General features: G+C 71.5%; 10 protein-coding genes. 4 read left to right on the forward strand and 6 right to left on the reverse strand.

All coding sequences use genetic code 11. The features are described 5' to 3' along the window. Nucleotides 1-3: 3 nt before the first annotated feature. From AB0M87_RS00080 to AB0M87_RS00095, 4 genes are read left to right on the forward strand one after another with little or no spacing between them, the layout of a single operon-like run. On the forward strand, nt 4-1,074 hold the full coding sequence (locus AB0M87_RS00080) for an ABC transporter permease (RefSeq protein WP_365848829.1): 1,071 nt from the start codon (nt 4-6) through the stop codon (nt 1,072-1,074). Continuing rightward, entirely contained in the window at nt 1,071-1,988 is a 918-nt protein-coding gene (locus AB0M87_RS00085; RefSeq protein WP_365848831.1) for an ABC transporter permease, read from the forward strand. The genes AB0M87_RS00080 and AB0M87_RS00085 overlap by 4 nt, the downstream gene beginning before the upstream one ends. Continuing rightward, nucleotides 1,934-3,004 carry an ABC transporter ATP-binding protein gene (locus tag AB0M87_RS00090; protein ID WP_365849826.1) on the forward strand — a complete coding sequence of 357 codons (1,071 nt, stop codon included), beginning with the start codon at nt 1,934-1,936 and terminating at the stop codon, nt 3,002-3,004. The genes AB0M87_RS00085 and AB0M87_RS00090 overlap by 55 nt, the downstream gene beginning before the upstream one ends. Beyond that, complete coding sequence (locus AB0M87_RS00095; RefSeq protein ID WP_365848833.1) at nt 3,001-4,008, forward strand: ABC transporter ATP-binding protein; 1,008 nt, start codon at nt 3,001-3,003, stop codon at nt 4,006-4,008. Before AB0M87_RS00090 ends, AB0M87_RS00095 begins: the two co-directional genes overlap by 4 nt. A gap of 30 nt (nt 4,009-4,038) precedes the next feature. Here AB0M87_RS00095 and AB0M87_RS00100 read toward each other — a convergent pair whose 3' ends face one another. The 6 genes from AB0M87_RS00100 to infB all read right to left on the reverse strand — a co-directional run bounded on the left by AB0M87_RS00100 (nt 4,039) and on the right by infB (nt 13,744). After that, a complete protein-coding gene (locus tag AB0M87_RS00100) occupies nt 4,039-4,992 on the reverse strand; it encodes a bifunctional riboflavin kinase/FAD synthetase (RefSeq protein WP_365849827.1) in 954 nt (317 codons plus the stop codon). 73 nt (nt 4,993-5,065) lie between these two features. Continuing rightward, nucleotides 5,066-8,536, reverse strand: coding sequence for a serine protease (locus tag AB0M87_RS00105; RefSeq protein ID WP_365848834.1), 3,471 nt, complete (start codon nt 8,534-8,536; stop codon nt 5,066-5,068). Between the two features lie 212 nt (nt 8,537-8,748). After that, entirely contained in the window at nt 8,749-9,723 is a 975-nt protein-coding gene (gene truB / locus AB0M87_RS00110) for a tRNA pseudouridine(55) synthase TruB (RefSeq protein WP_365848836.1), read from the reverse strand. Further along, a complete protein-coding gene (rbfA, locus tag AB0M87_RS00115; protein WP_365848837.1) occupies nt 9,720-10,166 on the reverse strand; it encodes a 30S ribosome-binding factor RbfA in 447 nt (148 codons plus the stop codon). The genes truB and rbfA overlap by 4 nt, the downstream gene beginning before the upstream one ends. 23 nt (nt 10,167-10,189) lie before the next feature. Beyond that, nucleotides 10,190-10,486 (reverse strand): DUF503 domain-containing protein, encoded by a 297-nt coding sequence (locus tag AB0M87_RS00120; protein WP_365848839.1) that lies wholly within the window; start codon nt 10,484-10,486, stop codon nt 10,190-10,192. A 156-nt stretch (nt 10,487-10,642) separates the two neighbouring features. Then, nucleotides 10,643-13,744, reverse strand: coding sequence for a translation initiation factor IF-2 (infB, locus tag AB0M87_RS00125; protein WP_365848841.1), 3,102 nt, complete (start codon nt 13,742-13,744; stop codon nt 10,643-10,645). Between the last annotated feature and the right edge of the window lie 113 nt (nt 13,745-13,857).

A 13,857-nucleotide genomic window follows, 5' to 3' on the forward strand; every position in this document is an offset into this window, starting at 1 on the left:
TCCATGAGCGCTCCCAGCACCACTCCGCTCGCGGAGGGTGCGGCCGACGGCCCGGTCCAGGTGAAGACCGGGCCGTCCGGCCCCCGCACCCGTAACGCGACCGCGTATCTCGTGTACGTGGGCGGCAAGCTCGCCGGCGCCGCCGTCTCGCTGCTCGCCGTCCTGGTCACCAGCTTCTTCCTGTTCCGGGTGATCCCGGGCGACCCGGTGCGCACCATGACGCACGGCCGCCCGGTCTCCCCCGCTCAGCTGGCGCATCTGCGTCAGCAACTGGGGCTCGATCTGCCGATGTGGCGTCAGTTCACCGAGTACTGCACGAAGGCGCTCAGCGGCGACCTGGGCACCTCCTATCAGTTCCACGCCCCGGTCTGGGACCTGATCACGCAGAAGGTGCCCGCGACGCTGCTGCTCACCGGAGTTGCCGTGGTGATCTACTCGGCGCTCGGTCTCTGGCTCGGCACCCGTTCCGCGTGGGGCCACGGCGGACTCGGCGACAAGGTCAACACAGGGGTGGCGCTCACGCTCTGGTCGGTGCCGTCCTTCTGGCTGGGACTTCTGCTGATCATCATCTTCTCGGTCGGCATCGGCCCGATTCCCGGCATGTTCCCCACCGGCGGCATGGAATCCGGTGGTCTCACCGGCTTCGCGTACGTCACTGATGTGGCGCACCACATGGTCCTGCCGGTCATCACCCTGGTGGCGGTCGGTTACGCCCAGACGCTGCTGGTGATGCGCTCCTCGCTGCTCGACGAGATGGGCAGCGACTACCTGACGACGGCGCGGGCCAAGGGACTGCGCGACGATCTCGTCCGCCGGCACCACGCCGTGCCCAATGCACTGCTGCCCACCGTCACGATGGTTTTCATCAACTTCGGCCATGTGGCCGCCGGTTCGATCCTGGTGGAGACCGTCTTCTCCTGGCCGGGTCTCGGCGGCCTGTTCTACCAGGCGCTGAGCGTGCCCGACCTGCCGCTGGTGCAGGGACTGTTCGTGGTGTTCGCCGGCGCGATGATCGTGATGAACCTGCTGGCCGATCTGCTCTATCCGCTGCTCGATCCCAGGGTGGGCCGATGACGACCGCACAACAGACCGGCCAGCAGACCGCCGGCTCGCTGGCGTGGGCCAGACGCCGGCATTCGGTGGCCCGTTTCTGGCAGCAGTACCGCACACACCGGGCTGGTGTCTTCGGACTTGCCGGGCTGGTGCTGATCGCGGTGATCGCGCTGGCCGCGCCGCTGCTGGTCGGCGGTGACGTGCAGAGTGTGACCAAGGCTCCTGGCACGGCCCTCGAGTCGCCGAGCGGCGAGTTCCCGCTCGGCACCGACCAGTTCGGGCGTTCACTGCTCGGCCTGTTGGTGTGGGGGGCGCGCATCTCGCTCACCGTGGGGCTGCTCGCCGCCGCCCTCTCGGTGGCCATCGGGACTCTCGTCGGCATCATCGCCGGGCACTTCGGGGGCTGGTTCGCGACGGTCCTGATGCGGATCACCGACTGGTTCCTGGTGATGCCGACGCTGGTGCTCGCGATTGTGCTGGCGACGGTGCTCAATCACTCCGTCTGGACGGTGATCCTGGCGATCGGTGTCACCAGTTGGCCGACCACGGCCCGGCTCGTGCGGGCGCAGACCATCGCCGTCGAATCGCGGCCCTACATCGAACGCGCGCGGGCGCTCGGCGGCGGCCACGGTCACGTCATGGCGCGGCACGTGCTGCCCAACGTCGTACCGCTGGTGCTCGCCCAGACGACGCTCGGCATCTCCAACGCGATCCTCACCGAGGCGACGCTCGCCTTCCTGGGACTCGGAGACCCGACGGTCATCTCCTGGGGCGGCATGCTCCAGGACGCGCGCGAGGCGGGCGCGGTCTCCTCGGGGCACTGGTGGTATCTGGCGCCGCCCGGTATCGCCATCGCGCTGGTCGCACTCTCCTTCACCCTCTGCGGCCGTGCCGTCGAGGCCGTGCTCAATCCGAAGCTGGGGGTGGCCCGTTGAGCCTCCTCGAAATCAAGGGCCTGCACGTGACCTACGGGTCGGGGGCGACCGCGGTCCCCGCCGTCCGCGGTGTGGACCTGACCGTGGCAGCCGGGCAGAAACTCGGCATCGCCGGTGAGTCGGGATGCGGGAAGTCGACCCTGGCGCTGGCGCTGCTGCGCCTGCTGCCCGCCTCGGCGAAGCTGGCCGGTGAGATCCTGCTCGACGGCGAGGACGTCCTCACCATGAAGTGGGGCAGGCTGCGGGCCGTCCGCTGGGCCGGTGCGTCGATCGTCTTCCAGGGCGCGATGCACTCGCTGAACGCGGTGCACCGGATCGGCGACCAGATCGCCGAACCGCTTCTGGTGCATCGCCAGGCGACACCGGCGGCCGCCCGACGACGGGCCGGCGACCTGCTCGAGCAGGTCGGGCTGCCGGCCGCCCGGATGGACGCCTATCCGCACGAACTCTCCGGCGGTATGCGCCAGCGGGTGATGATCGCGATGGCGCTGGCCTGCGACCCGCAGCTGATCGTGGCGGACGAGCCGACCACCGCGCTCGATGTGATGATCCAGGCCCAGATCCTCCGGCTCATCGAGCAGTTGGTTGCGGAGCAGGACATCAGCCTGCTGATGATCAGCCACGACCTGGCCGTGCTCGCCGACACCTGCGACCGGCTGGCGGTGATGTATGCGGGCCGCGTCGTCGAGGAGGGCCCGGCCCAACAGGTCTTCACCGCCGCCGCGCATCCGTACAGCAGCGCCCTGTCCGGCGCCTTCCCGCGGATCGGTGACGCCGTGTCCCGTCGCGCGCCCTGCGGGCTGCCCGGTGATCCGCCCGACCCGGCGGCGCTGCCCTCGGGCTGTACGTTCCATCCACGCTGCCCCGCGGCGCTGGAGGTGTGTGCCACCGAGGACCAGGTGCTGCGGGACGCCGGGCACGGTCGTCAGGCGGCCTGTGTGCTCATCGGGCCACCGGCGGCCGATCACCCCGGGGCGGCGCAGCAGGGCGCCGAGGAAGCAAGGAGCACCTCATGACCACCACTCCCCTGATCGGCACGGCGGGGCTGGAAGTAGCGTTCCCCGGGCGGCGCGGAGGCCCCGAGGCACGCGCGGTCGACGGGGTCGACCTCGACATCCGGCCGGGTGAGATCGTCGCGCTGGTCGGCGAGTCCGGATGCGGCAAGACCACGCTGGCCCGCTCACTGCTGGGCCTGGTCCGGCCGACGGCGGGGCAGGTGATGTTCGACGGTAAGCCGTTCGACTACTCCTCGCGGGCGCTCAAGGCCTACCGCAAGCGGGTCCAGTTGGTGCTGCAGGACCCCAGCGGTTCGCTGAATCCGCGTCACACGGTGTACGAGGCGGTGGCGGAGGGCCTGCGCATCCACGGCTCCACGGGAGACGAGCGGGCCGCGGTGGCCGAGGCGCTGTCGCGGGCGGGGCTGCGGCCGCCCGAGAGGTTCTTCCTGCGCTATCCGCACGAGTTGTCGGGCGGGCAGCGCCAGCGTGTGGTGATCGCCGGCGCGCTGGTGCTGGAGCCGGAACTGATCGTGGCCGACGAACCGGTGGCGTCGCTGGACGCGTCGGTCCGCGGGGAGATCCTCGCCCTGCTGCTCAGGCTGCGTGACGAACTGGGCCTCTCCGCCCTGGTCGTCACCCATGACCTGGGGCTCGCCTGGAACATCGCCGACCGGGTCGCGGTGATGTACCTCGGCCGGATCGTCGAGATGGGCGAGGTGGACGAGATCCTGACGGCGCCCCGGCATCCGTACACGCAGGCGCTGCTGTCGGTGATGCCGGACGCCGAGGGTGATCCGGTGGTGCTCACCGGCGAGCCCCCGGACCCGTCGCGGGTTCCGTCCGGCTGCCGGTTCCACGCCCGCTGCCACATCCTCGCCTCCGGTGAGGCGGAGCGCGCCGGGGTGGCGGACGCCTGCCGTACGCAGGATCTGCCGGTCCTGCCGAGCAGCGATACCGGGAACCGGGTGGCCTGCCACTGGGCGACGGCGCTCAAGGCGTCGGAGACGGTCGCCGCCTCCTAGGTGTATTGAGCACGAGGGCCCGGTCCCGGCTCAGCGCTGTTCGTACGCCTCGATCAGGGCGGTGCAACGCTTCACGTCGTCGGCGATGGCCACCAGCAGCGCGTCGATGGACTCGAACTTCTCCATGCCGCGTACATAGGCCAGGAAGTCGACCGCTACGTGCATCCCGTACAGATCGAGCCCGACGCGGTCGATGGCGTAGGCCTCCACCGTGCGCTCCGTACCGGCGAACTGGGGGTTGGAGCCGACCGAGATCGCCGCCGGCATCCGCTCGTCGTCGGCGGTCAGCCACCCCGCGTAGACCCCGTCCGCCGGGATGGCCGTGTGCGGCAGCGTCTCGACGTTCGCCGTCGGGAAGCCCAGCTCACGGCCGCGCTGGGCACCGCGCACCACGACGCCCTCGACGCGGTGCGGGCGGCCGAGGATCTCCGCCGCGCCCGTCATGTCACCCTCGGCGACCAGGCGGCGAGTCAGGGTCGAGGAGAACGGCTCGCCACCGCCCGCCTCTCCGCTCACTGAGAGATCGACGACCTCGACCCGGTAGTCGTACGTCGTGCCGCACTCGGCCAGCACGTCGACGTTGCCGGCCGCCTTGTGGCCGAAGCGGAAGTTGGGGCCCTCGATGACCAGCCGCGCGTGCAGCTTGTCCACCAGGACCTTCACGATGAAGTCGGCGGGTGACAACTTCGAGAACTCGGCGGTGAACGGCAGGATCAGCTGAGCGTCCACGCCCAGTTCGGCCATCAGCTCGGCACGCCGGTGGTGCGGCGCGAGCAGCGGCGGGTGGCTGCCGGGGCGGACGACCTCGCTGGGATGCGGGTCGAAGGTGACGACGACGGAGGGCATCCCCAGTTCGCGGGCGCGCTGCACGGTCCGTCCGATGATCAGCTGGTGACCGCGGTGTACGCCGTCGTACGAGCCGATGGTGACGACGCTGCGTCCCCAGTCCTGGGGAATGTCCTCCAAGCCACGCCAGCGCTGCACTGAGACCCGCTCCTCGCCCGAACCCGTGTACATGATCATTGCTGTGCACTCATGCAGGTCTAAGACTGCCATGTCATGCGTGCGCGGTTTGCATCGGCATGTGCGCACCCAGCTTCTCGACGGTCCGAAGGGTGCTCGGCCCCACCACCACGGCCCACTCCTGCGGCGCCACCGCCAGCCAGTCCGCGACCAGCGCGGCAAGTCCTGGCATCTCGCGACAGAGTGCGACGAGCTGCCGGTCGAACCGCGCCGCGCCCTCCGGGGTGCGGCCCATCAGCAGGCCGGTCCGGTGGACGAGGTCGCGGGTTCGGAACTCGGCGCGGCGGCCGCAACCCAGCGCGGCGGCCCGCAGCAGCGCCTCCGCTACCGAGGTGTCCTCCCCGGCTTCCCTGCCCGCCCCGTACCGCTCGTAGTCCAGGAGCAGGTCGAGCAACTCGTCCCGCAGGTGCTGTGCGCACCGGCGGCCGGGTGCGGCGAGTACCGCGGCCAGGGCGCTGCGCACGCGGCCGGGCCGGCCGTGCAGCAGGCCGGTGACCAGCGGGAGGAGGAGCGCGCGGGAATCCGGAAGGACAGCGCCCGGGAGGTCGCGGTCCGGCAGGTCGTGCTCGAGTAGGTGATCGACGAGGGCCGCCGCTTGCGCGGCGCCGTCGGGACGGCGGTCGGCACAGTCCCGGACGAGGGCTGTGCGCACCGCCTCCGGACAGGTGGGCAGCGCTGCGGCGAGGGCGGCCACGGGCAAGGTCGGATGTCCGGCCGCGTAGAGCGCCATGGCCCGGGGCAGATGACGCTCCCGGGTCCGCGGATCCCTGATGAGCAGCTCCAGAGCGGGCCCGTGGAGTGATGCGTCGTCGGGGCGGGCCAGGAGCGCGCGTGCGGCGTAGTGCAACAACTCGCGAGCGGCGCCGGTTCTCGCGTGACCGGCTACCGGCCCGATGTGGGCGGCCGCGGCGGCCCACCGCTCGGGCCGGTCGTCGTGTGCCCAGCGGTCGACGGCGCGGCACATCGCGGACGGGTCATCCTCGGTCAGCGCGGCGAGCAGCTCCTCGGCGCGGGGATGCGTGGTGGCCACCAGTGCCTCGGCGAGGTCGTCGACGGCGAGGCCGCGCCGTGCGTACAGCAGCGCTTGTGCGGCGCCCGCGACGGTGGGGCTCAGCTCGCTGTGTACGGCGGAGGGCAGCGGCCGTTCGTCGGTGAACCAGCGGCACAGCAAGGGCTGTACGGACCGCGGATCGGCGGCGAGCCGCCGGGCCACGGCGTCCAGATAGCGGTCGGCGGACTGCGCACGCCGTGCCTGCGCGCCGGACCCCCGCCCACCGGACGGGGTGCCGCTGCCCGCTGCGAGGGGGCTGCCGCATCTGACGAGGCTGCCGCGTGCGCCGTCGGCCGGTACCAGCCGCCGCAGCAGGTCGATGCGCCGGCTCTCGCCGATCCTCAGCTGTTCCCAGAAGGCGCTGCCGAACCGCTGGAAGCCACAGAGGTGCCCGGGGCTGTCCGAGCGCACCGACAGCAGGGCGATCCGGTCCGCCAGGATCCGCAGCACGCCGAGCTGGCTGCGGGGGTCTGGCAGCCGCAGCAGGACGTCAGCCAGCAGACGGGCCGCCCACCACCGGGCCTCGCTGTCCTGATCCGGTTCGGCGCGCGGCTCGGCCTCGCCGGGTTCCGGACGGTGCAACCGGTCCAGGGTTTCGATCAGGTCCCCGAGTCTGCGCCCCAGTTCGTGCGGGCCGTGCCGGCGCTCCAGCAGGAGCAGCGCCTGTACCACGGGACCGATCCGGTGCCGGGGAACCGCCGGCGCCGGCACCGGAGCGTCTTCCCCCGGCCCGGTGGCTCCGCCGCCCCCGCGACAACCGTCAGGGCCGGACCGGCGGTGCACCAGCGCGTACAGTGCCGCGTCCAGGTCGAGATGCTCGGCCTGCAGCCAGTCGGCGAGCTCACTGTGAGCGAAGCGGTAGCCGGGTCCCGCGGGGGTCAGCAGGCCTTCCGCGAGGACCGCGGGCGCCCAGCCCGTGGGCCAGGGGAAGAGTTCCTCGAAGGATGCGCGGTCCAGCTCACCCTGGCCGGGCCCCAGGCAGCGCCGCGCCGCCTCGTGCACCTGTCCCGAGACCCGCGTCGCCAGCCTCCGTACCGCGCTGCCGCTCACAGCAGTGTCGCGGGAGGCAGCGATCCGCACCGCGATGCGCAGACATACCAGGCCCAGATACCCGGTGAAGACGTCTTCCCGGGTGGGACAGCCGTCCACGCCACCGGGCAGCGCCGCCCGCACCTCGGCGAGCATCCGCAGGGTCAGCGGGTGCCCGGCGTCCTCGGCTGCGAGCGACCCGTCGGGGATGCCGTAACGCTGCCGTGCCACGGCGGCTTCCTGAGGGAGCAGGTCGCCCATCGACACGCGCGGTGCGCCCGGGAGCGGCAGCTGCTCCCAGTGTTCCGGCCGGCATCCGATGATCATTCGCACGTTGTGCGCACGCAGCCACCGCACCGTCCGCGCTGTCCACACCGCCGGTGCCTGCGCCGCCGGCATCTCCTCCGGGCTGTCGAGCAGCACCAGCAGCGGCTGCCCGGCTCCGGCGGAGATCCGGGCGATCTGCTCCGGGGTAGCGCTGTCCGTTTCCCCGGCAGCCACGATCCGGCCCGCTTGCCGGAGGGTACGGCTCAGGGCGTCGGCCACCGAGGTGTCGTCGGCTCGCAGCTCCGCACCGCGCAGCCAGAGGGTCGGGGCCGGTTGCGCACCGAGGGCGCGGCGGGCGGCAAGGGCTCTGAGTTCCGTCGTCCGGCCGGTGCCCGGATCGCCGACCAGGCCGAGCAGGCAGCTGTCACCGGTCGTGAACTCGGCCAACTCGCGGAGGAGGGCGGCCCGTTCCACCGGCTCGGGCCAAGCGGCGGGCCCGCCGGACGACCCCACCGAGAGGGCGGTCAGTTCCAGCACTCCGGCGAGATTGAGGTCGCGCCCGTGGCCCGGCACGGTCGCCGCGTTACGCCGCAGCAGCGGGGCGAGCGCGGCGCCGCGCAGCGGCACCGCCAGGCCGGCGGCCGGATGGGCGCCCCGCAGTGCGGTGCCGAGCACGCCGAGCACCGCCCCCGTGGTGGCGTCGACGACCGGGCCACCGGCTGCCGCGCCGCCGCGCCGCAGCGCATCGCTGCCCTCCGTCCCCATCGCCAACTCCAGTGCGGCGTCGAGCAGATGGCTGCGGCCGGCCGCCGCATACGTCACCGGTGACAGGCCCAGCACCCGTGCCTCGAGCCAGCCGTGTACCGCGACCCGTACGTAGGTGCCGGTCTCGACGGTCTCCCTGGTGGAGATGGGCAGCGGCCGCCGGCCCAGGCCATCGGTGCGGAGCAGCGCGAGTCCCAGCTCGGGCAGTACGGTCATCGCATCGCCCGCCGCGAGGCAGCTCCGTCCGCCCGGGGCGTGCAGCATGACCCCGGCCAGTCCGTCGACCACCTCGTGGCTGGTCACCACCGTGCCCCGGTCGTCGGCGACGAAGCCGGTGCCCCGCGGCCGCCCTGCCGGATCGCAGATGCGTACCAGCGTCTCCCCGCTTCCCATGTCATCGACGGTAGGCGCGGGATGATCGCCGGCAGAAGGTCGCAGGCCGAAAGCGCCCCCCAACACTCCGGTCATTCACTCCGAGCGCCTGCCCATTGGAGTGAATCGCGGACGCGGATTGGACAGACCCCTTCCGAGGGGGATCGTGGAGCGGACAACGGGCCCTGTCCGCTCCACGATGAGACGCTGCGACGAGGCTCTACGCCGGGGCCTCAGCCGAAGACGGCGAGGCTCTTGGACTTTCCGTGCTGGTCCTCGACCAGGGCGAGGAAGCGCCCGTCGGGACCGAACGCGGCCACCGCCCCGGCCGGATGGGCCGGCATGTCGAGCCGGACTCCGTTGAGCAACAAACGTGCCCGCTTCTCGTCGACGTCCCAGCGGGGGAACGCGGCGGCAGCGGCTTCGGCGGCCGGCATCACGGTGAGCTCTTCCTGGAGCTGGTCCAGGGTCCGCGCCGTGTCCAGCCCGTAGGGGCCGACCCGAGTACGCCGCAGCGCCGTCAAGTGCCCCCCGACACCGGTCTCGGCGCCCAGATCACGGGCGATGGCGCGGACGTACGTACCGGATGAGCAGACCACGGAGACGACCAGGTCGACGACGTGTGTGCCGTCCTCTGCGACGGCCGGGCGGACGTCGTACACCTGGAACGAGGAGACCGTCACCGGGCGGGCCGGAATCTCGAAGTCCTCACCGCCGCGCACCCGTGCGTACGAGCGCTTGCCGTCGATCTTGATGGCGCTGACCTTGGAGGGCACCTGCATGATGGCACCGGTCTGCTTCGCCACGCCCGCGTCGATCGCCTCACGGGTGACCCCGGAGGCGTCGGTGGACGAGGTGATCTCGCCCTCCGCGTCATCGGTCACCGTGTTCTGGCCGAGCCGGATGGTGCCGAGGTACTCCTTCTCGGTCAGCGCCAGGTACCCGAGCATCTTGGTCGCCCTCTCGACGCCGAGAACCAGTACCCCGGTAGCCATCGGGTCGAGGGTGCCGGCGTGACCCACCCGGCGGGTCCTGGCGATCCCGCGCATCTTGGCCACCACGTCGTGCGAGGTGAAGCCGGACGGCTTGTCGACGATGACGAGGCCGTCCCCCCGGGGCCCGCCACCACCACTCCTGCCGCCGCCACCCCTGCCCGGGGTCGCTTCGCTCCCGCTCGCTTTCCCCGGTGTCTTGTTCTGCTCTGTCATTCGGAGGTGCTGTCCTCGTCGTCTTCCGGCTTGCGATACGGGTCCGCGCCACCGGCATAGGTGGCTCCGGACGATGCCTCGCGCACCTTGGCGTCCGATGCCCTGGCCCGGTCGAGCAGGTCTTCGATCGCCTTGGCGTTCTCCGGCAGCGCGTCCGCCACGAACGCCAGCGTCGGGGTGAACTTCGTCCCCGCCGCCGCGCCGACCGCCGACCGGAGAATGCCCTTGGCGCTCTCCAGACCGGCTGCCGCGCTCGCCCGCTCCTCGTCGTCCCCGTAGACCGTGTAGAAGACCGTTGCCTCCCGCAGGTCGCCGGTGACCCGGGTGTCCGTGATGGTCACGTGCGTGCCCAGACGGGGGTCCTTGATACCGCGCTGCAGTTTCTCGGCGACCACCACCTGGATGAGGTCCGCCAGCTTCTTCGCCCGCGCGTTGTCGGCCACTGGTCCGTCTCCCTTTACCTTGCTCAGTCGTCTTCGTCGCCGTGCAGCCGCCGTCGTACGGACAGCAGCTCCACTTCCGGCCGGGCAGCGACAAGTCGCTCGCACCGGTCGAGTACTTCGGTGAGATGCCCCGTGTCCCCGGCCACCATCGCGACCCCGATCCGGGCCCTGCGATGAAGATCCTGGTCGCCGACCTCTGCCACGCTCACCGCGAATTTCCGCTGGAGCTCGGCGACGATCGGCCGGACGACGGAGCGTTTCTCCTTCAGCGACCGTACGTCGCCGAGAAGCAGATCGAAGGACAGTGTCCCCACATACATGCACGTCCGGATATCCCGCCGGTTCGGGGTCGTGCCCCGCCAACCGGATGGCAGGGACACCAGAACCGTACACGCAACGGCCGGGGCCGCTCGACGGATATAACTCCCGCCGAGCGGCCCCGACCGACACGCTACGGATCAACCGAGGTGCGCGGATCAGCCGCGGGGCTTCTCGCGCATCTCGTACGTCGCGATGACGTCGTCGATCTTGATGTCGTTGAAGTTTCCGAGGTTGATACCACCCTCGAAGCCTTCGCGGATCTCGGTGACGTCGTCCTTGAAGCGGCGCAGACCCGAGATGGTGAGGCTCTCCGCGATGACCTTGCCATCGCGCAGCAGCCGCGCCTTCGTGTTGCGCTTGACCTCTCCGGAGCGGACCAGCACACCGGCGATGTTGCCCAGCTTGGACGAGCGGAAGATCTCGCGGATCTCCGCCGTGCCGAGCTCGACCTCTTCGTACTCCGGCTTGAGCATGCCCTTGAGGGCCGCTTCGATCTCTTCGATCGCCTGGTAGATGACCGAGTAGTACCGGACGTCCACACCTTCGCGGTCGGCCATCTGCGCGGCACGGCCTGCCGCACGGACGTTGAAGCCGATCACGATCGCGTCGGAGCCGGTCGCCAGGTCGATGTCCGACTCGGTGACCGCGCCCACACCGCGGTGCAGGACCCGGATCTCGACCTCTTCGCCGACGTCGAGCTGGAGCAGCGAGGACTCGAGAGCCTCCACCGAACCGGACGCGTCGCCCTTGATGATGAGGTTGAGCTCCTGGACCAGACCGGCCTTGAGCGCCTCGTCCAGGTTCTCCAGGGAGAACCGGACACCCTTGCGGGCGAAGCGGACGTTGCGCTCACGCGCGGCACGCTTCTCGGCGATCTGGCGGGCCGTACGGTCCTCGTCGACGACCAGGAAGTTGTCGCCGGCGCCCGGGACATTGGTGAGACCGAGGACGAGGACCGGGGTCGAGGGACCCGCCTCTTCCACGTTCTCGCCCTTGTCGTCGAGCATCGCGCGGACTCGTCCGTACGCGTCGCCGACCACCATCGTGTCGCCGACCCGCAGGGTGCCGCGCTGGACCAGGACGGTCGCGACGGCACCACGGCCGCGGTCGAGGTGGGACTCGATCGCGATGCCCTGCGCGTCCTGCTCCGGGTTGGCCCGCAGGTCGAGCGCGGCATCGGCGGTGAGGACGACGGCCTCCAGAAGGGACTCGATGTGGAGACCCTGCTTGGCGGAGATGTCGACGAACATCGTGTCGCCGCCGTACTCCTCGGCCACCAGACCGAACTCGGTGAGCTGACCGCGCACCTTGGCCGGGTCCGCGCCCTCGACGTCGATCTTGTTGACCGCGACCACGATCGGCACGTTGGCCGCCTTGGCGTGGTTCAGCGCCTCGATCGTCTGGGGCATCACACCGTCGTTGGCCGCCACCACAAGGATCGCGATGTCGGTCGACTTGGCACCACGGGCACGCATGGCGGTGAACGCCTCGTGACCCGGGGTGTCGATGAAGGTGATCTTGCGGTCCTCGCCATTGACCTCGGAGGAGACCTGGTACGCACCGATGTGCTGGGTGATACCGCCGGCCTCGCCCGCGATGACGTTGGTCTTGCGGATCGCGTCGAGCAGTCGGGTCTTACCGTGGTCGACGTGACCCATGACGGTCACCACCGGCGGACGGGAGACCAGAGCCTCTTCGCCGCCCTCGTCCTCGCCGAACTCGATGTCGAAGGACTCGAGCAGCTCGCGGTCCTCCTCCTCGGGGCTGACGATCTCGAGGACGTAACTCATCTCGTCCGCGAGCAGCTTCAGCGTCTCGTCGGGCACGGACTGGGTGGCCGTGACCATCTCGCCGAGGTTCATCATCACGGCGACGAGCGACGCCGGGTTGGCGTTGATCTTCTCCGCGAAGTCGGTGAGGGAGGCACCGCGCGACAGGCGGACGGACTGTCCGTTGCCGCGGGGCAGCATGATGCCACCGGCCGACGGCGCCTGCATCGACTCGTACTCCTGGCGCCTCTGCCGCTTCGACTTGCGGCCACGGCGGGCGGGCCCGCCGGGACGGCCGAACGCGCCCTGTGTGCCACCACGGCCGCCGGGGCCACCAGGACGGCCCGCGAAACCGGGACGACCGCCGAAGCCACCGCCGGGAGCACCGCCGGGACGACCGCCGAAGCCGCCGCCACCGCCGGGACGACCGCCGCCGCCAGGACCTGCCGGACGGCCGGCGAAGCCACCGCCACCGCCGGGACGGGCGCCGCCGCCGGGACGGCCTGCGCCGCCGCCGGGACCACGACCGCCACCACCGGGACCGCCACCGGGGCGAGGAGCCGCGGCGGGACGCTGCGGCATCATGCCGGGGTTCGGGCGGCTACCGCCGGGGGCGCCGCCGGGTCGCGGGGCACCTCCCTGCGGACGGGGCATGCCACCGGGGCTCGGACGGCCGCCGCCCTGGCCCTGCGGCCGGGGGGCTCCGCCGGGGCCACCCTGCGGACGCGGGCCGCCGGGGCGGTCCTGACCGCCACCGGGGCGCGGGGCACCGCCCGGACGGGGCGCCTGCGGGCGCGCCATACCGGTGGAGCCGCCGGAGGTGAAGGGATTGTTGCCCGGACGGGGACCGGCCGGACGGCTGCCGCCGGGGCGCGGTGCGCCCTGACCTGCGGGACGGGCCGGACGCTCGCCACGCTGGCCGGCATCGCGCTGGCCGCCGCCCTGGCCCGGGCGGGAGGACCCACCGGCGGGACGGGGACCCGGCGTGGCACCCGCGGGACGCGGGGCCTGCGGCGCCGCGGGCTCCGGAGCCGAGAACTCGGCGGCGGGAACCGGAGCCGCCGGAGCGGGCTTGGCCGCTGCGGGCTTCGGACCCGGACGGGGACCCGGGGCAGCCGGAGACGGCGCCGCGGGGCTGCTGGGGGTGCTGCTCTGCGGAGCCTCGGCGGCGGCCGGCTTGGCGGCCGGGGCACCGGGCTTCGGGGCAGCAGGACGTGCCGCGGCGGCCGGGGACGGCGCTGCGGCGGAAGAACCCGCTCGGTTGGCGGGTGACGGCGCGGCCTTGCGAGGCGCGCCGGGCTTGGCAGCGGACTTGCCGGCGTTGCCGCCGGGCCCCTGCAAAGCGTCAGTCAACTTGCGTACAACCGGCGCCTCGATCGTCGAGGACGCCGAACGTACGAATTCACCGAGTTCTTGGAGCTTGGCCATGACGACCTTGCTCTCAACCCCGAACTCCTTGGCGAGTTCGTATACCCGGACCTTAGCCACTTCGCTCCTTTTAGGTCCGGGTTACCGCCGGACCGTCGCTACTTCATGGGCGTACTCATCGCGTACTCATCGAGTGCTCATCGCAATCTCGACCTACTTCCAACTCGCGAGGT

Source organism: Streptomyces sp. NPDC051320, from assembly GCF_040682175.1.
Taxonomy (GTDB): domain Bacteria; phylum Actinomycetota; class Actinomycetes; order Streptomycetales; family Streptomycetaceae; genus Streptomyces.

Excerpts from the sequence above, each read along its gene's own strand:
- truB (WP_365848836.1), bottom strand. The coding sequence starts at position 9,723 with ATGACAGAGCAGAACAAGACACCGGGGAAAGCGAGCGGGAGCGAAGCG.
- AB0M87_RS00120 (WP_365848839.1), bottom strand. The coding sequence starts at position 10,486 with ATGTATGTGGGGACACTGTCCTTCGATCTGCTTCTCGGCGACGTACGG.
- AB0M87_RS00080 (WP_365848829.1), top strand. The coding sequence starts at position 4 with ATGAGCGCTCCCAGCACCACTCCGCTCGCGGAGGGTGCGGCCGACGGC.
- AB0M87_RS00085 (WP_365848831.1), top strand. The coding sequence starts at position 1,071 with ATGACGACCGCACAACAGACCGGCCAGCAGACCGCCGGCTCGCTGGCG.
- AB0M87_RS00095 (WP_365848833.1), top strand. The coding sequence starts at position 3,001 with ATGACCACCACTCCCCTGATCGGCACGGCGGGGCTGGAAGTAGCGTTC.
- AB0M87_RS00105 (WP_365848834.1), bottom strand. The coding sequence starts at position 8,536 with ATGGGAAGCGGGGAGACGCTGGTACGCATCTGCGATCCGGCAGGGCGG.